Here is a 22191-nt window from a genome sequence, read left to right on the forward strand (position 1 = left end):
GCCGCGACGAGGACGGCTACTACTGGATCACCGGGCGGGTCGACGACGTGCTCAACGTCTCCGGCCACCGCATGGGCACCGCCGAGGTGGAAAGCGCGATGGTCGCCCACCCGAAGGTCGCCGAGGCGGCGGTGGTCGGCATGCAGCACGACATCAAGGGGCAGGGCATCTATGTCTACGTCACCCTAAACTCCGGGGTCGAGCCGAGCGAGGCGCTGCGCCAGGAGCTGAAGCAATGGGTCCGCCGCGAGATCGGTCCGATCGCCACGCCGGATGTGATCCAGTGGGCGCCGGGACTGCCGAAGACCCGTTCGGGCAAGATCATGCGGCGCATCCTGCGCAAGATCGCCGCGGCCGAGTACGACACCCTCGGCGACATCTCCACCCTTGCCGACCCGGGCGTGGTCCAGCACCTGATCGAGACCCATCGCTCGATGCAGGCCGCCTGACTTCCGCCTGATCCGAAACGACCCCGCGCGGTGCGAGCCGCGCGGGGTCTTTCATTTGGCGCGGGCCGAGGAGGAGGGCGTTTCGAATGGGCTCGCGCCGGGAATGGGGCGGCGGTAACACTTCGGTGATGCGCGCCTGCGCATAATTGGGGCGAGAGGAAACGCCACGCACAGCCAAGGTGCGACACGGGGTAGCAGTCGAGGCGAGTCGTAGCGGCCAAGCCATTGAAGGAGAAGGAATTGGCAATTTATGGCTTGAGATTTGCTTTACTCATTGATTACACTTCGCGCTTTCCGGGCACAAATGTCGCTGCCTGTCAATATCGCCGAATGCCCTCTTCGGTGCTTTTATAATTAGTTGTCGCATTGAAGAAATAACCACTTTCGGCCTGTCGCTAGAATGCCGCTCACCCCAGCTGGCGCCCTGTCCACGAGAAGGCGCCATGCGCAAGAGCCGGTGATCACGCATATCCGTCGGCAGCCTGGGCAAGGTTCTATTTCTCCTGCCAATCGATGCCATCCCCTTCGAAGGAGTTCCAGATGAAGAAGCTCGCACTTCTCGGCGCCCTGGCGCTGTCCGTGCTCTCCCTGCCCACTTTCGCCGCCGACAAGCCGGTGCGCATCGGCATCGAGGCGGCCTATCCGCCGTTCTCGCTGAAGACCCCGGACGGCCAGCTGGCAGGCTTCGACGTGGATATCGGCAATGCCCTCTGCGAAGAGATGAAGGTGCAGTGCAAGTGGGTCGAGCAGGAGTTCGACGGCCTGATCCCGGCACTCAAGGTGCGCAAGATCGATGCGATCCTCTCGTCGATGACCATCACCGACGAGCGCAAGCGTTCGGTCGACTTCACCAACAAGTACTACAACACCCCGGCGCGCTTCGTGATGAAGGAAGGCGCCAGCCTCAACGATCCCAAGGCCGACCTGAAGGGCAAGAAGGCCGGCGTGCTGCGTGGCAGTACCGCCGACCGCTACGCCTCCGCCGAACTGACCCCGGCCGGCGTCGAAGTGGTGCGCTACAACTCCCAGCAGGAAGCCAACATGGACCTGGTGGCCGGTCGCCTCGACGCGGTGGTCGCCGATTCGGTGAACCTCGAAGATGGCTTCCTCAAGACCGATGCCGGCAAGGGCTACGCCTTCGTCGGTCCGCAACTGACCGATGCCAAGTACTTCGGCGAAGGCGTCGGCATCGCCGTGCGCAAGGGCGATAGCGAGCTGGCCGGCAAGTTCAACGCGGCCATCGACGCGCTGCGCGCCAACGGCAAGTACAAGCAGATCCAGGACAAGTACTTCAGCTTCGACGTCTACGGTTCGAACTGACGCTATCCGTCAGAGGTGGCACAAACGTCCGCGACGCCTCGCGCTGTTTGTGCCACTTTTTTATTGAGTGGACGCCACTGCTTTAGCGCTGCATTAGCTGCATAGAGGTACCGTTTTGATGATCACTGGCTACGGTGCGACCATCGTCGATGGCGCCTGGCTGACTCTCCAGCTGGCCCTGCTTTCCATGCTCCTGGCCATCGTCCTCGGCCTGCTGGGCGCGGCCTTCCGCCTGTCGCCGGTGCGCTGGCTGGCCTGGTGCGGCGACCTGTACGCCACGGTAGTGCGCGGCATCCCCGACCTGGTGCTGATCCTGCTGATCTTCTACGGCGGCCAGGGCCTGCTGAACTGGGTCGCCCCGCAACTCGGCTACGACGACTACATCGACCTGAATCCCTTCGTGTCCGGCGTCGGCACCCTCGGCTTCATCTTCGGCGCCTATCTCTCGGAGACCTTCCGCGGCGCCTTCATGGCGATTCCCAAGGGCCAGGGCGAGGCCGGCTACGCCTATGGCATGAGCCACCGCCAGGTGTTCTTCCGCATCCAGGTGCCGCAGATGATCCGCCTGGCGATCCCCGGCTTCACCAACAACTGGCTGGTGCTGGTCAAGGCCACCGCGCTGATTTCCGTGGTCGGCCTGCAGGACATGATGTTCAAGGCCAAGCAGGCCTCCGATGCGACCCGCGAGCCGTTCACCTACTACCTCGCCGTGGCCGGCCTGTACCTGCTGGTGACCAGCGTGTCGCTGCTGTTGCTGCGCCTGCTCGAACGCCGCTATTCGGTCGGCGTGAAAACCGCGGAACTGTGAGTCAAGGGGCCCTATCGTGATCTTCGATTTCTCCGTCATCTGGGACAGCCTTCCGCTCTATTTCGACGGCCTGCTGGTCACCCTCAAGCTGCTCTCGATCTCCCTGCTGATCGGCTTGCTGCTGGCGGTGCCGCTGGCGCTGATGCGGGTCTCCAAGCAGCCGCTGGTGAACTTCCCGGCCTGGCTCTACACCTACGTGATCCGCGGCACGCCGATGCTGGTCCAGCTGTTCCTGATCTACTACGGCCTGGCGCAGTTCGACGCGGTGCGCGAGAGCGCGCTGTGGCCCTGGCTGTCGAACGCGTCCTTCTGCGCCTGCCTGGCGTTCGCCATCAACACCAGCGCCTACACCGCCGAGATCCTCGCCGGCAGCCTGAAGGCCACGCCCCATGGCGAGATCGAGGCGGCCAAGGCGATGGGCATGTCGCGCCTGAAGATGTACCGCCGCATCCTCCTGCCGTCGGCACTGCGGCGCGCCCTGCCGCAGTACAGCAACGAAGTGATCATGATGCTGCAGACCACCAGCCTGGCGTCCATCGTCACCCTGGTGGACATCACCGGCGCCGCGCGGACCGTCTACTCGCAGTACTACCTGCCGTTCGAGGCGTTCATCACCGCCGGCCTGTTCTACCTGTGCCTGACCTTCATCCTGGTGCGCCTGTTCAAGCTTGCCGAGCGCCGCTGGCTGGCCTACCTGGCGCCGCGCAAATCCTGATCCGGAGGACCGCATGGAGCGTATCGACCACCTGCTGCCGTGGAGCACCCTGGGAAGCGAGAAGCGCCTGAGCGTGTTCCGCTTCGGCTGCGGCGCGCGCAAGGTCTACATCCAGTCCAGCCTGCACGCCGACGAGCTGCCGGGCATGCGCACCGCCTGGGAGCTGAAGCAGCGGTTGCGCCTGCTGGAGGCGGAAGGCCGCCTGCGCGGCACCGTCGAGCTGGTGCCGGTGGCCAATCCGGTCGGTCTCGGGCAGATGATCCAGGCGCTGCACCAGGGACGCTTCGAAATGAGCAGCGGGCGCAACTTCAACCGCGATTTCCCCGACCTGCTGGACGCGGTGATCGACAGTGTCGGCGAGCGTCTCGGCAGCGATCCGGCGGCCAATGTCGCGCTGGTCCGCCAGGCCCTGCGCGCGGCGCTGGACGCCCTGCCGCCGGCGACCTCGGAACTGGAGGGCATGCAGCGCCTGCTCTATCGCCACGCCTGCGACGCCGACCTGGTGCTCGACCTGCATTGCGACTTCGAGGCCGCCATCCATCTCTATACCCTGCCGCAGCAATGGCCCACCTTCGCCTCCCTGGCCGCGCGCCTGGGCGCCGCCGTCGGGCTGCTCGCCGAGGAGTCCGGCGGCGGTTCCTTCGACGAGGCCTGCTCGGTGCCGTGGCTGCGCCTGTCGCGCCTGTATCCGCGCGCCGAGCTGCCGCTGGCCTGCCTGGCGACCACCGTCGAACTCGGCGGCCAGGCCGATACCACGGCGCAGCAGGCCGAGGCCAACGCCGCGGCGATCCTGGCCTTCCTCGCCGAGCAGGGCTTCGTCAAGGGCGAATGGCCGGCGGCGCCCGAAGCCTGCTGCGAAGGCTTGCCCTTCGAGGGCACCGAATACGTCCACGCCCCGCATACCGGCGTGGTGAGTTTCCTGCGCCGGCCGGGCGAATGGGTGGAGGCGGGCGAACCGCTGTTCCAGGTCATCGATCCCCTGGCCGACCGTGCCAGCACCGTGTGCGCCGGGGTTTCCGGCGTGCTTTTCGCCATCGAACGGATGCGCTACGCGCAGCCGGGACTCTGGCTGGCCAAGGTGGCCGGTCGTCAACCGATCCGTCAGGGACGCTTGCTCAGCGACTGATTAGCCGAGAACACACACATGTACAAACTGGAAGTCCAAGACCTGCACAAGCGCTACGGTAGCCACGAGGTGCTCAAGGGCGTCTCGCTGGCAGCGAAAGCGGGCGACGTGATCAGCATCATCGGCTCGAGCGGTTCCGGCAAGAGCACCTTCCTGCGCTGCATCAACCTGCTGGAACAGCCGCACGCCGGCAAGATCCTGCTCAACGGCGAGGAGCTGAAGCTGGTGCCCGGCCGCGACGGCGCGCTGAAGGCCGCCGACTCCCGCCAGTTGCAGCGCATGCGCTCGCGCCTGTCGATGGTGTTCCAGCATTTCAACCTGTGGTCGCACATGAGCGCCCTGGAGAACGTCATCGAGGCGCCCGTGCATGTGCTCGGCGTGTCGAAGAAGGAAGCCATCGAGAAGGCCGAGCACTACCTGGCCAAGGTCGGCGTGGCGCACCGCAAGGACGCCTACCCGGCGCACATGAGCGGCGGCGAGCAGCAGCGCGTGGCGATCGCCCGGGCGCTGGCGGTGGAGCCGGAAGTGATGCTGTTCGACGAGCCGACCTCGGCGCTCGACCCCGAACTGGTGGGCGAAGTGCTGAAGGTCATGCAGGACCTGGCGCAGGAAGGCCGCACCATGGTGGTGGTGACCCACGAGATGGGTTTCGCCCGCGAGGTGTCGAACCAGTTGGTGTTCCTGCACAAGGGCCTGGTCGAGGAACACGGCTGCCCGAAGGAAGTCCTCGCCAACCCGCAGTCGGACCGCCTCAAGCAGTTCCTCTCCGGCAGCCTCAAGTAACATTCATCGCAGAGGCCGGCTAAGCTGCTCCCATGACTGCCCAACCCCAACGCATCGGTTTCCTCCTCTGGCCCGCCACCCGCGCGCTGACGCTATCGCTTGCCGAGGAAGCCCTGCGGGCGGCCCGGCGGTTGCACCCCGAGGCGCTCTACGAGCCGCTGTTCCTGCTCGCCGAAGCGCCGGCCGAAGAGGAGGGCTGGCGCCTGCCGGGAACGGCCTGGAACGGCAGGCTGGAGCAATGCTCGCGGCTGTTCCTGGTCGCCGACGAGGCGCCGGCGGCGGTGTCGCCAGCGCTGGGCCTGGCGCTCAAGCAACTGGCGCGTTCGGGAGCGGCGATCGGCGCGCTGTCCGCCGGCATCTACCCGCTGGCCCAGCTCGGCCTGCTCGACGGTTATCGCGCCGCGGTGCACTGGCGTTGGCACGATGACTTCACCGAGCGCTTCCCCAAGGTCATCGCCACCAACCACCTGTTCGAGTGGGATCGCGACCGCATGACCGCCTGCGGCGGCATGGCGGTACTCGACCTGCTGTTGGCGCTGCTGTCCCGCGACCATGGCGCTGAACTGGCCGGCGCGGTCTCGGAGGAGTTGGTGGTGGAGCGCATCCGCGAAGGCAACGAGCGCCAGCGCATCCCGCTGAAGAATCGCCTCGGCTCCAGCCATCCGAAGCTGACCCAGGCGGTACTGCTGATGGAAGCCAATATCGAGGAGCCACTGACCACCGACGAGATCGCCCAGCATGTGTGCGTTTCGCGGCGCCAGTTGGAACGGATCTTCAAGCAATACCTGAACCGCGTACCCAGCCAGTACTACCTGGAGCTGCGCCTGAACCGCGCGCGGCAGATGCTGATGCAGACCAGCAAGTCGATCATCCAGATCGGCCTGTCCTGCGGTTTCTCTTCCGGGCCGCATTTCTCCAGCGCCTACCGCAACTTCTTCGGCGTCACTCCGCGCGAGGACCGCAACCAGCGGCGCGGCGGCAGCGCCTTCGAGACGACCTTCACTCCCGTCGAACGCGGCTGATCGCCAACGGCGCGGCGGTTTCAGCCGGGCTTTGCGACGCCCCGGGAGGCGGATCGCCTCGGGAAGTCGCCGAGTTCGCGACGGGCCGTCGGAATGATCGCCTTCAGCAGTTCCAGCGGAACGTCGCTGGCGAACAGGTTGACCACGAAACGCCGGCCGGCGTCGTCGCGAAATACCTCGAACAGCGGCTGTTCGCCGCGCCAGCACTCCAGGCCGAGGCCGTCGCGCGGATTGACGTCGGAGGCGAAGACGAGACGGTAGTCGATTCCCTCGATGGGCATGGCTTGTTTCCCTGCTGTTCCCGCCCGCGTGGCGGCGTAGAAGAAGTATGCACCCGAGTGCATCGCGCGTTTACACTGCGCCTTCCCGATGCTTTCTGTCGCATTTCCGAAAGCCGCGGAAATTCCCGGGTTGGCGCTATAACAAGTTGTCGCATGGCGGCAATGCCGGCCCGGTCCCAATCCCTACAATCCTTTCATCGATAGCCGCCTTCAGGCAGGAGAAACACCGATGTCCGCTCCCCATGCGCAGGTAGAACGTGCCGATTTCGACCGGTATATGGTCCCCAACTACGCCCCCGCCGCCTTCATTCCGGTGCGAGGCGAGGGATCGCGCGTCTGGGACCAGAGCGGCCGCGAACTGATCGATTTCGCCGGCGGCATCGCCGTGACCTCCCTGGGCCACGCGCATCCGGCGCTGGTCAAGGCGCTCACCGAGCAGGCCCAGCGCATCTGGCACGTTTCCAACGTCTTCACCAACGAGCCGGCCCTGCGCCTGGCGCGCAAGCTGGTGGACGCCACCTTCGCCGAGCGGGTGTTCCTCGCCAACTCCGGCGCCGAAGCCAACGAGGCGGCCTTCAAGCTGGCTCGCCGCTACGCCAACGATGTCTACGGCCCGCAGAAGTACGAGATCATCGCGGCCAGCAACAGCTTCCACGGGCGCACCCTGTTCACCGTCAACGTCGGCGGCCAGCCGAAGTATTCCGATGGCTTCGGGCCCAAGTTCGAGGGTATCACCCACGTTCCCTACAACGACCTGGAAGCGCTGAAGGCGGCGATCTCCGACAAGACCTGCGCCGTGGTGCTGGAACCGATCCAGGGCGAGGGCGGCGTGCTGCCGGCGCAGCAGGCCTACCTGGAAGGGGCGCGCAAGCTGTGCAACGAGCACAACGCGCTGCTGGTCTTCGACGAGGTCCAGAGCGGCATGGGCCGGGTCGGCGAGCTGTTCGCCTACATGCACTACGGCGTGGTCCCGGACATCCTCTCCAGCGCCAAGAGCCTGGGCGGCGGCTTCCCTATCGGTGCGATGCTGACCACCGGCGAGATCGCCAAGCACCTGTCGGTCGGCACCCACGGCACCACCTACGGCGGCAACCCGCTGGCCTCGGCGGTGGCCGAGGCGGCGCTGGACGTGATCAATACCCCGGAAGTGCTGGATGGCGTGAAGGCCAAGCATGAGCGCTTCAAGTCCCGCCTGCAGAAGATCGGCCAGGAGTACGGCATCTTCGGCGAGATTCGCGGCATGGGCCTGCTGATCGGCGCGGCGCTGACCGACGAGTGGAAGGGCAAGGCCAGGGATGTGCTCAACGCCGCCGAGAAAGAGGCGGTCATGGTGCTCCAGGCCAGCCCGGACGTGGTGCGCTTCGCGCCGAGCCTGGTGATCGACGACGCCGAGATCGACGAAGGCCTGGAGCGCTTCGAGCGCGCCGTGGCCAAGCTGGTCCGCGGCTGAGCGAACCCACGGGGCCCCGGCGCAGGCCGGGGCACCCGATGCGACATCCCGGAGCGGCCCGCGCCGGAGCCGGGAACCGTGCCGCCGTGCGTGGCGCGGGATCTTCCCTGCTGGACGTTCGAAACCGTGGCACAGGAAGGTGCCGCGGTCCCGCGCATGGATGCGGCAATCATCGTTGTCTGAGAAAGGAGTGACGCCATGTTGGTGATGCGCCCCGCCCAAGCGGCCGACCTGCCACAGGTGCAGCGTCTGGCGGCGGACAGCCCGGTAGGCGTCACGTCCTTGCCGGATGACGCCGAACGCCTGCGCGACAAGATCCTCGCTTCCGAGGCCTCGTTCGCCGCGGAGGTAAGCTACAACGGCGAGGAAAGCTATTTCTTCGTCCTCGAGGACAGCGCCAGCGGCGAGCTGGTCGGCTGCTCGGCGATCGTCGCCTCGGCCGGGTTCTCGGAACCGTTCTACAGCTTCCGCAACGAAACCTTCGTGCACGCCTCGCGCTCGCTGTCGATCCACAACAAGATCCATGTCCTCTCGCTGTGCCACGACCTTACCGGCAACAGCCTGCTGACCAGTTTCTACGTACAGCGCGACCTGGTGCAGAGCGTCTATGCCGAACTCAACTCGCGCGGTCGCCTGCTGTTCATGGCCAGCCATCCGGAGCGCTTCGCCGACGCGGTGGTGGTGGAGATCGTCGGCTACAGCGACGAGCAGGGCGAATCGCCGTTCTGGAACGCGGTCGGGCGCAACTTCTTCGACCTGAACTACATCGAGGCGGAAAAGCTCTCCGGGCTGAAGAGCCGCACCTTCCTCGCCGAACTGATGCCGCACTATCCGATCTACGTGCCGCTGTTGCCGGATGCCGCCCAGGAATCCATGGGCCAGGTTCACCCGCGAGCGCAGATCACCTTCGACATCCTGATGCGCGAAGGCTTCGAGACCGACAACTACATCGACATCTTCGATGGCGGCCCGACCCTGCACGCGCGCACCTCGGGGATTCGCTCGATCGCCCAGAGCCGGGTGGTTCCGGTGAAGATCGGCGAGGCGCCGAAGAGCGGGCGTCCATACCTGGTCACCAACGGCCAGTTGCAGGACTTCCGCGCGGTTGTGCTGGACCTGGACTGGGCGCCCGGCAAGCCGGTGGCCCTGAGTGTTGAAGCCGCCGAGGCCCTGGGCGTCGGCGAAGGCGCCAGCGTGCGCCTGGTAGCGGTCTGAAGGAGCCAGTCATGATCGTACGTCCTGTTACCAGCGCCGACCTGCCGGCCCTGATCGAGCTGGCGCGCAGCACCGGCACCGGCCTGACCACCCTGCCGGCCAACGAGCAGCGCCTGCAGCATCGCGTCAGTTGGGCCGAGAAGGCCTTCCGTGGCGAGGCCGAACGCGGCGACGCCGACTACCTGTTCGTCCTCGAGGACGACGCCGGCAAGGTCGTCGGCATCTCCGCCATCGCCGGAGCGGTAGGGCTTCGCGAACCCTGGTACAACTACCGGGTCGGCCTCACCGTGAGCGCCTCGCAGGAACTCAACATCCATCGCGAGATCCCCACGCTGTTCCTGGCCAACGACCTGACCGGCAATTCCGAGCTGTGCTCGCTGTTCCTCCACGCCGACCACCGCAGCGGCCTCAACGGCAAGCTGCTGTCGCGCGCGCGCTTCCTGTTCATCGCCGAATTCCGCCACCTGTTCGGCGACAAGCTGATCGCCGAGATGCGCGGCATGTCCGACGAGGAGGGGCGTTCGCCATTCTGGGAAAGCCTCGGCCGGCACTTCTTCAAGATGGAATTCTCCCAGGCCGACTACCTCACCGGGGTCGGCAACAAGGCCTTCATCGCCGAGCTGATGCCGAAGTTCCCGCTCTACACCTGCTTCCTCTCCGAGGAGGCGCGCGGGGTGATTGGCCGCGTCCATCCGAACACCGAGCCGGCGTTGGCCATGCTCAAGGCCGAGGGCTTCAGCTACCAGGGCTACGTCGACATCTTCGACGCCGGCCCGGCGATCGAGGCCGAGACCGACAAGATCCGCGCCATCGCCGAGAGCCAGAACCTGGTGCTGGCGGTGGGCACTCCCGGCGACGACGCCGAGCCCTACCTGATCCACAACCGCAAGCGCGAAGACTGTCGCATCACCGCCGCGCCGGCGCGGGCCGCCGCCGGCACCCTGGTGGTCGATCCGCTGACCGCCAAGCGCCTGCGCCTGTCGGCCGGCGCCTCGGTACGCGCGGTGCCGCTGTCGGCGCAGAAGCGCGCTTGAAAGCCTGATGGAGGCGTCCCGACGAGGGCGCCCGAGGAGTCGATGATGAGTACCCATTACATTGCCGGCCAGTGGCTGGCGGGCCAGGGCGAGACCCTGGAGTCCCTCGACCCGGTTGGCCAGGGTGTGGTCTGGTCCGGGCGCGGCGCTGACGCCGCCCAGGTCGACGCTGCCGTGCGAGCCGCCCGCGAGGCCTTCCCGGCCTGGGCGCGGCGCCCGCTGGAGCAGCGCATCGAGTTGCTCGAGCGCTTCGCTGCGACCCTCAAGTCCCGCGCCGACGAGCTGGCCCGGGCGATCGGCGAGGAAACCGGCAAGCCGCTGTGGGAGTCGGCCACCGAAGTGACCAGCATGGTCAACAAGGTGGCGATCTCGGTGCAGGCGTTCCGCGAGCGCACCGGCGAGAAGTCCGGTCCGCTGGCCGACGCCACCGCCGTGCTGCGGCACAAGCCGCATGGCGTGGTGGCGGTATTCGGTCCCTACAATTTCCCCGGCCACCTGCCCAACGGTCATATCGTCCCGGCGCTGCTGGCCGGTAACTGCGTGGTGTTCAAGCCCAGCGAGCTGACCCCGAAGGTCGCCGAGCTGACGCTCAAGGCCTGGATCGAGGCCGGCCTGCCGGCCGGCGTGCTCAACCTGGTCCAGGGCGGTCGCGAAACCGGCGTCGCGCTGGCCGCCCACCGTGGGCTCGACGGTCTGTTCTTCACCGGGTCCAGTCGCACCGGCAACCTGCTGCACAGCCAGTTCGGCGGCCAGCCGCAGAAAATCCTGGCGCTGGAGATGGGCGGCAACAACCCGCTGGTGGTGGAGGAGGTCGCCGACCTCGACGCCGCCGTCTACACCATCATCCAGTCCGCCTTCATCTCCGCCGGCCAGCGCTGCACCTGCGCCCGCCGCCTGCTGGTGCCGCAGGGCGCCTGGGGCGACGCACTGCTGGCGCGCCTGGTGGCGGTCAGCGCTACCCTGCGGGTCGGGCGCTTCGACGAACAGCCGGCGCCGTTCATGGGCGCGGTGATTTCGCTGAGCGCCGCCGAGCACCTGCTCAAGGCCCAGGAGCATTTGATCGGCAAGGGCGCACAGCCGCTGCTGGCGATGACCCAGCCGATCGACGGCGCCGCCCTGCTGACCCCGGGCATCCTCGACGTCAGCACGGTGGCCGAGCGACCGGACGAAGAGTTCTTCGGGCCGTTGTTGCAAGTGATCCGCTACTCCGATTTCGCTGCGGCGATCCGTGAAGCCAACGCCACCCAGTACGGCCTGGCCGCCGGGCTGCTGTCGGATTCCCGCGAGCGTTTCGAGCAGTTCCTCGTGGAAAGCCGCGCCGGCATCGTCAACTGGAACAAGCAGCTCACCGGCGCCGCCAGCAGCGCGCCGTTCGGCGGTATCGGCGCGTCCGGCAACCACCGGCCGAGCGCCTACTACGCCGCCGATTACTGCGCCTATCCGGTCGCCTCGCTGGAAAGCCCCAGCGTGTCCCTTCCTGCCACCCTGACTCCCGGGATCAGCCTATGAATGCCCATGAAGTGAATTTCGACGGCCTGGTCGGCCCGACCCACAACTACGGCGGCCTGTCCTACGGCAATGTCGCTTCGCAAAGCAACAGCCAGGCGGTGTCCAACCCGAAGGAAGCGGCGAAGCAGGGCCTGGCGAAGATGAAGGCGCTGATGGAGATGGGTTTCAAGCAGGGGGTGCTCGCCCCGCAAGCCCGCCCGGATACCGCTGCGCTACGTAGCCTGGGCTTCTCCGGCAGCGACGAGGAGGTGATCCGCCGCGCGGCGAAGGAAGCGATGCCTCTCCTCGCCGCCTGCAGTTCGGCGTCGAGCATGTGGACCGCCAATGCCGCCACGGTCAGCCCGAGCGCCGACACCGCCGACGGCCGCGTGCATTTCACCGCGGCCAACCTGAACTGCAAGTTCCATCGATCCATCGAGCATCCCACCACCAGCCGCGTGCTGGCGGCGATGTTCAACGACGAGCGGTATTTCGCCCATCACGCGGCGCTGCCGGCGGTGAGCCAGTTCGGCGACGAAGGCGCGGCCAACCACACGCGCTTCTGCAAGGACTATGGCGATGCCGGCGTGGAGTTCTTCGTCTTCGGTCGCAGCGCCTTCGACAGTCGCTTCCCGGCGCCGCAACGCTATCCGGCGCGCCAGACCCTGGAAGCCTGCCAGGCCGTCGCGCGCCTGCACGGGCTGAGCGAGGCCGGAGTGGTCTACGCTCAACAGAACCCGGCGGTGATCGACCAGGGCGTGTTCCACAACGATGTGATCTCGGTGGGCAATGGCGAGGTGCTGTTCCATCACGAGGACGCCTTCCTCGATACCGAGAAGGTCCTTGCCGAACTGCACGACAAGCTTGGCCGCCGCGGCGGCCGCTTCCGCGCCATCTGCGTGCCGCGCGACCAGGTCGCGGTGGAGGACGCGGTGAAGTCCTATCTGTTCAACAGCCAACTGCTGTCGAAGGCCGACGGTTCGATGCTGCTGGTGGTACCGGAGGAGTGCCGGAACAACCCGCGGGTCTGGAACTACCTGGACCAGCTCACCGGCGACGACGGCCCGATCCGCGAAGTGAAGGTCTTCGACCTCAAGCAGAGCATGCAGAACGGCGGCGGCCCGGCCTGCCTGCGCTTGCGCGTGGCGCTGCAGGAGCGGGAGCTGGCGGCGGTGAATCCGGGGGTGATCATGAGCGCCGGCCTGTACGACACGCTGGTAGCCTGGGTCGACCGGCACTACCGCGACCGCCTGAGCGAAACCGACCTGGCCGACCCGCAACTGCTGCTGGAGTGCCGGACGGCATTGGATGAACTGACGCAGATCCTTAAACTGGGTTCGGTTTATTCCTTCCAACTCGATTGAGAGCCTCGCCACCATGTCCGATAGCCTGCAACTGATCCTCGAAGATACCGACGGCACCCAGCTGGAAACTTCCTGCACCCGTTTCGCCGTGGTCTGGCAGGGCAAGGAAGTGTGGGTCCAGCAAGCCGGCAACGGCCAGTTGCTGATCGGCGTCGACGTCGAAGACGGCGATACCGAATACACCAACCTGCTGCTGCGGCCGATGGCGACCAACCTGGTCAGCCTGCAACTGGAGATGGAGCCGATCGAAGAGGGCGACGACCACGAGCACGGCCCCGACTGCGGCTGCGACCACACCCACTGACTGAGGACATCCCATGCTCGCCCTCGGCAAACTGCTCGACTTGACCCTGGCCGGCCGCGAGCCGACCGAGAAGATCCAGCTCACCGCCGACGGCACCCGCCTGCACTGGCTGGCCGAGGGCGCGCTGGAAGTCACGCCGATCGGCGCCCGCGACAACGGCGTCGACCTGTTGCTCTCGGCCGGTATCCACGGCAACGAGACCGCGCCCATCGAACTGCTCGAACGGCTGATCCGCAAGGTCGCCGCGGGCACCCTCAAGCCTGCCGCCAGGGTCCTCTTCCTGTTCGGCAACCCAGAAGCCATCCGCCGCGGCGAGCGCTACGTCGAACAGGACATGAACCGCCTGTTCAACGGTCGCCACGAGGAGGGCAGCGGCAACGAGGCCTTCCGTGCCGCCGAGCTGGAGCGCCTGGCCCAGGTGTTCTTCAGCAAGACCGAGCGAGTCCACCTGCACTACGACCTGCATACCGCGATCCGCGGCTCGAAGATCGAGCAGTTCGCCCTCTACCCCTGGGCCGAGGGCCGCGAGCATTCCCGCAGCGAACTGGCCCGCCTGCGCGACGCCGGCATCGAGGCGGTGCTGTTGCAGAACAAGCCGGGCATCACCTTCAGCGCCTACACCTACGGCCAGCTCGGCGCCGAGGCCTTTACCCTGGAACTGGGCAAGGCACGTCCGTTCGGAGAGAACCAGGAGGTCAACCTGGAGCGCCTGGAGCGGAGCCTGGAGCTGCTGATCGACGGCAGCGAGGAACAGCCGGACGGCTCCCGACTCGATGGCCTCAAGCTGTTCAGCGTGTCGCGCGAGGTGATCAAGCACAGCGACCACTTCCGCCTGCACCTCGACGACGACGTGGCCAACTTCACCGAACTCTCGCCGGGCTACCTGCTGGCCGAGGATATCGGCGGCACGCGCTGGGTGGTGGAGGAGGTCGGCGCGCGCATCATCTTCCCCAATCCGCGGGTGAAGAACGGCTTGCGCGCCGGAATCCTGGTGGTGCCGGCCAAGCTCTGAGACGTATCGGCCTTCCCTCTCGATCATGACGGAGCGCTTCGGCGCTCCGTTTCCGTTGCGGCCGGGAAGATTTCCCGACTTCCCTTGTGGCTGTCGGTAGAGCGCCGTAGGATCGGGCTTTTCCGCCGAACCGAGGAGCCCTCCGTGCCTGTCATCGACCTGCGCAGCGACACCGTCACCCAGCCCACCGCCGGCATGCGCGAAGCCATGGCCGCGGCCGAACTGGGCGACGACGTCTATGGCGAGGACCCCACGGTCAACCGCCTGGAGGCCGAACTGGCGGCGCGCCTGGGCTTCGCCGCGGCGCTCTTCGTACCGACCGGGACCATGAGCAACCTGCTCGGATTGATGGCCCACTGCGAGCGCGGCGACGAATACATCGTCGGCCAGCAGGCGCATACCTACAAATACGAGGGCGGCGGTGCCGCGGTGCTGGGCTCGATCCAGCCGCAGCCGATCGACGGCGAGGCCGACGGATCGCTCGACCTGGACAAGGTCGCGGCGGCGATCAAGGCCGACGACTTCCATTTCGCCAGGACCCGCCTGCTGGCCCTGGAAAACACCATGCAGGGCAAGGTGCTGCCGCTCGACTACCTGGCCGCGGCGCGCGCCTTCACTCGCGCGCGTGGCCTGGCCCTGCACCTGGATGGCGCGCGCCTGTACAACGCGGCGGTGAAGCTGGGCGTAGACGCCAGCGAGATCACCCGGCACTTCGACTCGGTGTCGGTGTGCCTGTCCAAGGGCCTCGGTGCGCCGGTGGGCTCGGTGCTTTGCGGCAGCGTCGAACTGATCGGCAAGGCCCGTCGCTGGCGCAAGATGGTCGGCGGCGGGATGCGCCAGGCCGGCCTGCTGGCGGCTGCCGGCCTGTACGCCCTCGACCACCAGGTGGCACGCCTGGCCGACGACCACGCCAACGCCGCGCGCCTGGGCGACGGGCTGCGCGAACTGGGCTATGCGGTGGAGCCGGTGCAGACCAACATGGTCTACGTCGATGTCGGCGAGCGGGCGGTCGCGCTGCGCGACTTCCTCGCCGAGCGCGAGGTGCGGATCAGCGCGGCGGCGCGTTTGCGCCTGGTCACCCACCTGGACGTTTCCGCCGAGTCCATAGGACAAGTACTGGATGCCTTCGCGGCCTTTCGTCGCTCATAAGCGAAAAGGTCGGCAATAGGCAATAACTATCGCGCAAATACACTACAACCTTGCCCAAGGGCCGATATAATGCGGCCCTTTGCCGGCGATTCGTGGCCGCCAATTTTCCGTGGAAGAACCTATGAAAAGCGCTGAAATCCGTGAAGCCTTCCTCCGCTTCTTCGAAGAGAAGGGACACACCCGTGTCGCTTCCAGTTCGCTGATCCCGGCGAACGATCCGACCCTGCTGTTCACCAACGCGGGCATGAACCAGTTCAAGGACTGCTTCCTCGGCCTGGAAAAGCGCGCCTACACCCGTGCGACCACCAGCCAGAAATGCGTGCGCGCCGGCGGCAAGCACAACGACCTGGAAAACGTCGGCTACACCGCGCGGCACCACACCTTCTTCGAAATGCTGGGTAACTTCAGCTTCGGCGACTATTTCAAGCGCGACGCCATCCATTACGCCTGGGAGTTCCTCACCGGCGAGAAATGGCTGAACCTGCCCAAGGAAAAGCTCTGGGTCACCGTCTACGCCACCGACGACGAGGCCTACGACATCTGGACCAAGGAAGTCGGCGTGCCCGCCGAGCGTATGGTGCGGATCGGCGACAACAAGGGTGCGCCCTATGCGTCCGACAACTTCTGGGCGATGGGCGATACCGGACCTTGCGGTCCCTGCACCGAGATCTTCTTCGACCATGGTCCGGAGATCTGGGGCGGCCCGCCCGGTTCGCCGGAAGAGGACGGCGACCGCTACATCGAGATCTGGAACAACGTGTTCATGCAGTTCAACCGCACTGCGGACGGCGTCATGCACCCGCTGCCGGCGCCGAGCGTGGACACCGGCATGGGCCTGGAGCGCGTCAGCGCGGTACTCCAGCACGTGCACTCGAACTATGAGATCGACCTGTTCCAGAACCTGCTGAAAGCCTCCGCCGAGGCCATCGGCTGCGCCAACGACGACGCGCCGTCGCTGAAGGTGGTAGCCGACCACATCCGTTCCTGCAGCTTCCTGATCGCCGACGGCGTGCTGCCGTCCAACGAAGGTCGCGGCTACGTCTTGCGGCGGATCATCCGCCGCGCCTGCCGCCACGGCAACAAGCTGGGCGCCAGGGGCACCTTCTTCCACAAGATCGTCGCAGCGCTGGTCGCCGAGATGGGCGATGCCTTCCCCGAGCTGAAGCAACAGCAGGCACACATCGAGCGCGTGCTGAAGACCGAGGAAGAGCAGTTCGCCAAAACCCTGGAGCAAGGCCTGAAGATCCTCGAACAGGACCTTGCCGAACTGCAGGGCAGCGTGATTCCCGGCAACGTGGTGTTCAAGCTGTACGACACCTATGGCTTCCCGGTCGACCTGACCAATGACATCGCCCGCGAGCGCGAGCTGACCATCGACGAGGACGGCTTCGAGCGCGAGATGGAGGCCCAGCGCGAGCGCGCCCGCGCTTCCAGCGCCTTTGGCATGGACTACAACAGCCTGGTCAAGGTCGACGGCGAGACCCGCTTCCTCGGCTACCAGGGTGTCTCCGGCGCTGGACAGATCGTCGCGCTGTTCAGGGACGGCCAGGCCGTCGAGCGCCTGGAGGAGGGCGAGGAGGGCGTCGTGGTCCTCGACCAGACGCCGTTCTACGCCGAGTCCGGCGGCCAGGTCGGCGACAGTGGCTACCTCGAGGCGGCTGGCGTGCGCTTCGACGTGCGCGATACCACCAAGGCCGGCGGCGCGCACCTGCACCACGGCGTGGTCGCCCGGGGCAACCTGAGCGTTGGCGCCGCGGTCAAGGCCGAGGTCGACGCCTCGGTACGCCAGGCCACCGCGCTCAACCACTCCGCGACCCACCTGCTGCATGCCGCGCTGCGCCAGGTACTGGGCGACCACGTACAACAGAAGGGCTCGCTGGTGGACAGCCAGCGCCTGCGTTTCGACTTCAGCCACTTCGAGGCGATCAAGGCGGAACAACTGAAGGCCCTGGAAGATATCGTCAACGCCGAAATCCGTCGCAACACCGAGGTCGAGACCGAGGAAACCGATATCGACACCGCCAAGGCCAAGGGCGCCATGGCGCTGTTCGGCGAGAAGTACGGCGACCAGGTGCGCGTGCTGAGCATGGGCGGCGATTTCTCCGTCGAGCTGTGCGGTGGCACCCACGTATCCCGCACCGGCGACATCGGCCTGTTCAAGATCACCAGCGAGGGTGGCGTGGCTGCCGGCGTACGCCGTATCGAGGCGGTCACCGGCGCGGCGGCGCTGGCCTACCTGAACGGTGCCGAGGAGCAGCTCAAGGAAGCCGCCAGCCTGGTCAAGGGCAGCCGCGACAACCTGCTGGACAAACTCGGCGCCCTGCTGGAGCGCAACCGCTCGCTGGAGAAGGAGCTGGAACAGCTCAAGGCCAAGGCTGCCAGCGCGGCCGGCGACGACCTTTCGGCGGCGGCGGTGGAAATCAAGGGCGCGAAGGTACTCGCCGCGCGCCTCGATGGTCTGGACGGCAAGGCGCTGCTGGCGCTGGTCGACCAGTTGAAGAACAAGCTCGGCCGCGCAGTGATCCTGCTCGGCGGCGAGCTGGACGGGAAGGTCGTACTGGTCGCAGGCGTGACCCAGGACCTGACCGGTCAACTGAAGGCCGGCGAGCTTATGAAGCAAGCCGCGGCGGCAGTTGGTGGCAAAGGTGGCGGACGCCCGGATATGGCCCAGGGCGGCGGCACCAATGCAGCGAAATTGGACGAGGCCCTGGCCCTGGCCCAGCGCTTCGTCGAGCAAGGGCTCTGATGCCATGCTGGCCCCGCGCCAGAGCGACGCGGGGCCGGGCGGCCAGCGCCCCTTGATGCCCGGCCGGCGGTGCGCCCCGCCAGTCCGGGTAGCGAAAGAATGTGGCAGGTTCAAAAGGGCGCCCTTCACGGAATCAGGCGGTTTGAAATGGCTTTGATCGTACAGAAGTTTGGAGGGACCTCCGTCGGCACCGTCGAGCGTATCGAGCAGGTGGCCGAGAAGGTGAAGAAATTCCGCGAAGCGGGCGATGACGTCGTCGTGGTGGTATCCGCCATGAGCGGCGAGACCAACCGTCTGATCGGCCTGGCCAACCAGATCATGGAGCAGCCGGTTCCGCGCGAACTGGACGTCATGGTCTCGACCGGAGAGCAGGTGACCATCGCCCTGCTCAGCATGGCTCTGATCAAGCGCGGCGTGCCGGCGGTCTCCTATACCGGCAACCAGGTGCGTATCCTCACCGACAGCGCACACACCAAGGCGCGCATCCTGCACATCGACGACACCCACATCCGCGCCGACCTCAAGGCCGGCAGGGTAGTGGTGGTCGCCGGTTTCCAGGGCGTCGACGGCAACGGCAACATCACCACGCTGGGCCGCGGCGGTTCCGATACCACCGGGGTGGCCCTGGCGGCGGCGTTGAAGGCCGACGAATGCCAGATCTACACCGACGTCGACGGCGTCTACACCACCGATCCGCGCGTAGTGCCGCAGGCCCGCCGGCTGGACAAGATCACCTTCGAGGAAATGCTGGAAATGGCCAGCCTCGGTTCCAAGGTGCTGCAGATCCGGGCGGTCGAGTTCGCCGGCAAGTACAACGTTCCGCTGCGCGTGCTGCACAGCTTCCAGGAGGGTCCGGGCACCCTCATTACTATCGATGATGAAGAGGAATCCATGGAACAGCCGATCATCTCCGGCATCGCCTTCAACCGCGACGAAGCCAAGCTGACCATCCGTGGCGTACCCGATACCCCCGGCGTGGCCTTCAAGATCCTCGGGCCGATCAGTGCCGCCAATGTGGAAGTCGACATGATCGTGCAGAACGTGGCGCACGATAACACCACCGACTTCACCTTCACGGTGCATCGCAACGATTACCTGAACGCCCTGGAAATTCTCAAGCAGACCGCCGCCAACATCGGCGCGCGCGAAGCCATCGGCGACACCAACATCGCCAAGGTTTCCATCGTCGGCGTCGGCATGCGTTCGCACGCCGGCGTGGCCAGCCGCATGTTCGAGGCGCTGGCCAAGGAAAGCATCAACATCCAGATGATCTCCACCTCGGAAATCAAGGTTTCCGTGGTGATCGAAGAGAAGTACCTGGAACTGGCGGTACGTGCCCTGCACACGGCGTTCGAGCTCGACGCGCCGGCGCGACAGGGTGAGTGACGCTGGCAGGCGAAAGGCGCGGCAACCCCGCGCCTTTTGTCGTTTTTGACCGTTCGGCAGGAACTTTCATTCCGGCGGGACTGGTCAATACTGGGTGAAGGATCGCGCTCTTGATTTCTGCGGATCCGCCGCCATTTCTTTTTTGCAGACTGTTGTCCTGAAATATTCGCGTGAGGAGAAAGGAATGCTGATTCTGACTCGTCGGGTCGGAGAGACCCTGATGGTAGGTGACGACGTCACCGTGACGGTACTGGGTGTCAAAGGGAACCAGGTGCGCATCGGCGTCAACGCGCCGAAGGAAGTCGCCGTGCACCGGGAGGAAATTTACCAGCGCATCCAGAAAGAGAAAGATCAAGAGCCAAACCATTAATTTTTATCTAATTTTCCCTTTGCAAACGGGGTAAAGATGGGTATCATGCGCCCCGTGTTGCGGAGAGGTGGCCGAGTGGCCGAAGGCGCTCCCCTGCTAAGGGAGTACACCTCAAAAGGGTGTCGGGGGTTCGAATCCCCCCCTCTCCGCCATTCAAGTGTTAGAGGTTGATTCAGGCGGCGAAAGCCATCTTGGTAACTAAGTTACTGATTTGATTGAAAAAATCGCTTGACGGATAGAATCCACAATCTATAATGCGCCCCCACGACGCACTCATAGCTCAGCTGGATAGAGTACTCGGCTACGAACCGAGCGGTCGGAGGTTCGAATCCTCCTGAGTGCGCCATATTTCGAAGGGTTCCTCTCGTCAGGGGCTCGACGGACGAAGGATCGACAGTTGCGGTCTTTCACGGTAAAACAAGCGTTACCGGCAGGTGGCCGGAAAAAGCACCGACACGCACTCATAGCTCAGCTGGATAGAGTACTCGGCTACGAACCGAGCGGTCGGAGGTTCGAATCCTCCTGAGTGCGCCATACCGAAAGGGCCTGCAGCAATGCAGGCCCTTTTTCTTTGCCCGGGATTTTTCTTCCGCCGGAACGCGGCCCCGTCGTCAGGCGGGGCGGGAAGGGGTCAGACCAGCACCGAGTACCAGAACACCCGGCCGATCACGTTGATGTGCTCGGCGGCTTCCTGGGGCTCGTAGCGCTCGTCCGGGTGCTCGTCGCTGTTGAAGCTGCGAATGCGCAGGCCGCCGCCCGGAAGGCGGTAGAGCAGTTTCACGCGCAGTTGGCCGTCGTGGTCGAAGGCGTACATGTCGCCGTCCTTGATCGTCCGCGCGCTAGTGTCCACGCCTACCGTGCTGCCGTCCGGCAGCACCGGCTCCATGCTGTTGCCGCTGACCGTGACGCAGGCGGCACTGGCCGGATCGATGTTCTTCTTGCGCAGGGTGTACTTGCCGAAGCGCAGCTTGCGCCCGCCGGTCTGCAGGATCACCGTGCTGCCCTTGCCGCCGGACAGCTCGATCTCCTTGTAGAAGGGCAGTTCGATCTCGTCGGCATCCAGGGGCGTTTCGTCGTCCCATGACTCTACTGCGCCAAGCCAACTGGCATTGGGTCCTGCGTTCGCCTGGCCGCGCTCGGCGAGCATCTCGCCGCGACCTTCCGCCAGCCACAGGGGGTTGACGCCGCAGGCGCCGGCGATCTGCGCGACGAAGCTGGTGGCGCGGGACTTGCCGCGCTCCAGATCGGAAATGGAGGTCTGGGTCATGCCTACCGCCTGGGCAAGCTGGACCTGGCTGAGATGGGCGTGCTTGCGCGCCGCCTTGATGCGATCTTTGAGTTCCATAGGGGGCAAGACTAAGGGTGTGCCTGTGGCATTGCAAGCGTCCGTATATGGGTATTACCATAATTTCAGCGCTTTCCTACTCGCCTCGGGTAGGACGGCGGCCCAACACAGCCACTGCGGGTGGCTAATGCGAGCGGCCAGCCAGGTGGGCCGGCCAAGGAGGGAATACCATGTTTCAAAGTACCGAGCAGGCGCTGGCCGTGGCCTACTGGATGTTCGAGCACCAGCCGGGACCGAAGTCGTCGACGGCGATGGTGATCGATGGCCTGCGCGAGCGCTTCGATCGCAGCTTCATCGAACACCTGCCCAGCGGTTTGAGTCTGCACGAATGGCAGGCCCAGGCGGTGATGACCGTGCGTTTCGCCCAGCGCCAGCTGGCTGCGCACCCACTGGAGCTGGCGGTGGTGCGGGCCGAGTTCGCCCGCGGGCGGGATTTCGTCCTTGGCCTGGCGGCTTTGCGCGACTGGCTGAAGCCCGGGGCCGACCCGATCGAGCAGCGGGCAACCCTGGCCTTGCTGATGCGCATGTTCCGTCGTCCGCCGTCGAGCATCCGCGAGATCGAGCGACTCAGCGGCCTGTCGAAGAGCACCCTGCATCGCTGGGACAAGGAATGGCGCGAGCGGGTCGTCGCTTTGCTGCACCAGGCCTTGCAGCGACTGGAGGAGCCGATGGCGGAGGTGGGGATCGTGTGCGAGCGCTAAAAAAATTTCTATATGAAAACGGGTTTTCCCATATTGACGCTATGGGACGATAAAGGTATAAATTCTCCACGATTGAAATTCCTCTGGCCGAAGCCCGCCGATGCGGGCTTCGGCCGTTCCGGG

The 22191-nt window shown here is 65.7% G+C and carries 20 protein-coding genes, 3 tRNA genes and 1 pseudogene; 22 read left to right on the forward strand and 2 right to left on the reverse strand.

All coding sequences use genetic code 11. The features are described 5' to 3' along the window. The 7 genes and pseudogenes from HMPREF2581_RS24985 to argR all read left to right on the forward strand — a co-directional run. A pseudogene (locus HMPREF2581_RS24985) lies at positions 1–449 on the forward strand (acetyl-coenzyme A synthetase); the annotation flags it as partial. Between the two features lie 540 nt (positions 450–989). After that, on the forward strand, positions 990–1769 hold the full coding sequence (locus HMPREF2581_RS24990) for an ABC transporter substrate-binding protein (RefSeq protein WP_003085932.1): 780 nt from the start codon (positions 990–992) through the stop codon (positions 1767–1769). Positions 1770–1887: 118 nt separating this feature from the next. Next, positions 1888–2577, forward strand: coding sequence for an ABC transporter permease (locus HMPREF2581_RS24995; protein ID WP_003085934.1), 690 nt, complete (start codon positions 1888–1890; stop codon positions 2575–2577). Between the two features lie 16 nt (positions 2578–2593). Then, positions 2594–3292 carry an ABC transporter permease gene (locus HMPREF2581_RS25000; protein WP_003085936.1) on the forward strand — a complete coding sequence of 233 codons (699 nt, stop codon included), beginning with the start codon at positions 2594–2596 and terminating at the stop codon, positions 3290–3292. Positions 3293–3305: 13 nt separating this feature from the next. After that, positions 3306–4418, forward strand: coding sequence for a M14 family metallopeptidase (locus HMPREF2581_RS25005; protein ID WP_003140824.1), 1113 nt, complete (start codon positions 3306–3308; stop codon positions 4416–4418). Positions 4419–4436: 18 nt separating this feature from the next. Further along, positions 4437–5201, forward strand: a complete 765-nt coding sequence (aotP, locus tag HMPREF2581_RS25010) for an arginine/ornithine transport ATP-binding protein AotP (protein WP_003085940.1) — start codon at positions 4437–4439, stop codon at positions 5199–5201. Between the two features lie 32 nt (positions 5202–5233). Further along, positions 5234–6223 carry a transcriptional regulator ArgR gene (argR, locus tag HMPREF2581_RS25015; RefSeq protein ID WP_003085944.1) on the forward strand — a complete coding sequence of 330 codons (990 nt, stop codon included), beginning with the start codon at positions 5234–5236 and terminating at the stop codon, positions 6221–6223. 20 nt (positions 6224–6243) lie between these two features. On the opposite strand, the gene HMPREF2581_RS25020 is transcribed toward argR, so the two are convergent. Continuing rightward, positions 6244–6567: a hypothetical protein gene (locus HMPREF2581_RS25020; protein WP_003140821.1), complete on the reverse strand. Its 324-nt coding sequence runs from the start codon at positions 6565–6567 to the stop codon at positions 6244–6246. A 166-nt stretch (positions 6568–6733) separates the two neighbouring features. Here HMPREF2581_RS25020 and aruC point away from each other — a divergent pair, with 166 nt between their 5' ends. The 14 genes from aruC to HMPREF2581_RS25090 all read left to right on the forward strand — a co-directional run bounded on the left by aruC (position 6734) and on the right by HMPREF2581_RS25090 (position 20556). Then, the gene (gene aruC, locus HMPREF2581_RS25025; protein WP_003140819.1) at positions 6734–7954 is read left to right on the forward strand and encodes a bifunctional succinylornithine transaminase/acetylornithine aminotransferase; all 1221 of its coding nucleotides are present in this window, start codon (positions 6734–6736) and stop codon (positions 7952–7954) included. Between the two features lie 198 nt (positions 7955–8152). After that, a complete protein-coding gene (gene aruF / locus HMPREF2581_RS25030; RefSeq protein WP_003085950.1) occupies positions 8153–9169 on the forward strand; it encodes an arginine/ornithine succinyltransferase subunit alpha in 1017 nt (338 codons plus the stop codon). An 11-nt stretch (positions 9170–9180) separates the two neighbouring features. Next, positions 9181–10203: an arginine N-succinyltransferase gene (gene astA / locus HMPREF2581_RS25035; RefSeq protein WP_003110258.1), complete on the forward strand. Its 1023-nt coding sequence runs from the start codon at positions 9181–9183 to the stop codon at positions 10201–10203. Positions 10204–10245: 42 nt separating this feature from the next. Beyond that, positions 10246–11712, forward strand: coding sequence for a succinylglutamate-semialdehyde dehydrogenase (astD, locus tag HMPREF2581_RS25040; protein ID WP_003134264.1), 1467 nt, complete (start codon positions 10246–10248; stop codon positions 11710–11712). Further along, positions 11709–13055 (forward strand): N-succinylarginine dihydrolase, encoded by a 1347-nt coding sequence (gene astB, locus HMPREF2581_RS25045; protein WP_003140816.1) that lies wholly within the window; start codon positions 11709–11711, stop codon positions 13053–13055. The genes astD and astB overlap by 4 nt, the downstream gene beginning before the upstream one ends. Before the next feature lie 13 nt (positions 13056–13068). Beyond that, a complete protein-coding gene (locus tag HMPREF2581_RS25050) occupies positions 13069–13359 on the forward strand; it encodes a hypothetical protein (protein WP_003085959.1) in 291 nt (96 codons plus the stop codon). Positions 13360–13372: 13 nt separating this feature from the next. Beyond that, positions 13373–14371, forward strand: coding sequence for a succinylglutamate desuccinylase (gene astE / locus HMPREF2581_RS25055; RefSeq protein WP_003085962.1), 999 nt, complete (start codon positions 13373–13375; stop codon positions 14369–14371). Between the two features lie 144 nt (positions 14372–14515). Beyond that, positions 14516–15520, forward strand: coding sequence for a low-specificity L-threonine aldolase (gene ltaE, locus HMPREF2581_RS25060; protein WP_003111717.1), 1005 nt, complete (start codon positions 14516–14518; stop codon positions 15518–15520). A 121-nt stretch (positions 15521–15641) separates the two neighbouring features. Then, positions 15642–18266 carry an alanine--tRNA ligase gene (alaS, locus tag HMPREF2581_RS25065; RefSeq protein WP_003140815.1) on the forward strand — a complete coding sequence of 875 codons (2625 nt, stop codon included), beginning with the start codon at positions 15642–15644 and terminating at the stop codon, positions 18264–18266. A gap of 147 nt (positions 18267–18413) precedes the next feature. After that, the gene (locus tag HMPREF2581_RS25070) at positions 18414–19652 is read left to right on the forward strand and encodes an aspartate kinase (RefSeq protein ID WP_003085971.1); all 1239 of its coding nucleotides are present in this window, start codon (positions 18414–18416) and stop codon (positions 19650–19652) included. A gap of 184 nt (positions 19653–19836) precedes the next feature. Further along, positions 19837–20022, forward strand: coding sequence for a carbon storage regulator CsrA (gene csrA, locus HMPREF2581_RS25075; protein ID WP_003085981.1), 186 nt, complete (start codon positions 19837–19839; stop codon positions 20020–20022). A gap of 61 nt (positions 20023–20083) precedes the next feature. Beyond that, positions 20084–20174: transfer RNA gene (locus HMPREF2581_RS25080), tRNA-Ser, on the forward strand. A 117-nt stretch (positions 20175–20291) separates the two neighbouring features. Beyond that, positions 20292–20368 (forward strand) — tRNA-Arg (locus tag HMPREF2581_RS25085). A gap of 111 nt (positions 20369–20479) precedes the next feature. Beyond that, positions 20480–20556, forward strand: a tRNA-Arg gene (locus HMPREF2581_RS25090). 97 nt (positions 20557–20653) lie between these two features. Here the strand turns inward: HMPREF2581_RS25090 and alpR are convergent. Then, positions 20654–21367: a transcriptional regulator AlpR gene (gene alpR, locus HMPREF2581_RS25095; protein WP_003085982.1), complete on the reverse strand. Its 714-nt coding sequence runs from the start codon at positions 21365–21367 to the stop codon at positions 20654–20656. Positions 21368–21537: 170 nt separating this feature from the next. Between alpR and HMPREF2581_RS25100 the strand changes: the two genes are divergently transcribed. Next, a complete protein-coding gene (locus tag HMPREF2581_RS25100) occupies positions 21538–22068 on the forward strand; it encodes a hypothetical protein (protein ID WP_003140814.1) in 531 nt (176 codons plus the stop codon). The last annotated feature ends 123 nt before the right edge of the window (positions 22069–22191 follow it).

It is taken from the genome of Pseudomonas sp. HMSC057H01 (genome assembly GCF_001836405.1).
Lineage (GTDB): Bacteria > Pseudomonadota > Gammaproteobacteria > Pseudomonadales > Pseudomonadaceae > Pseudomonas > Pseudomonas aeruginosa.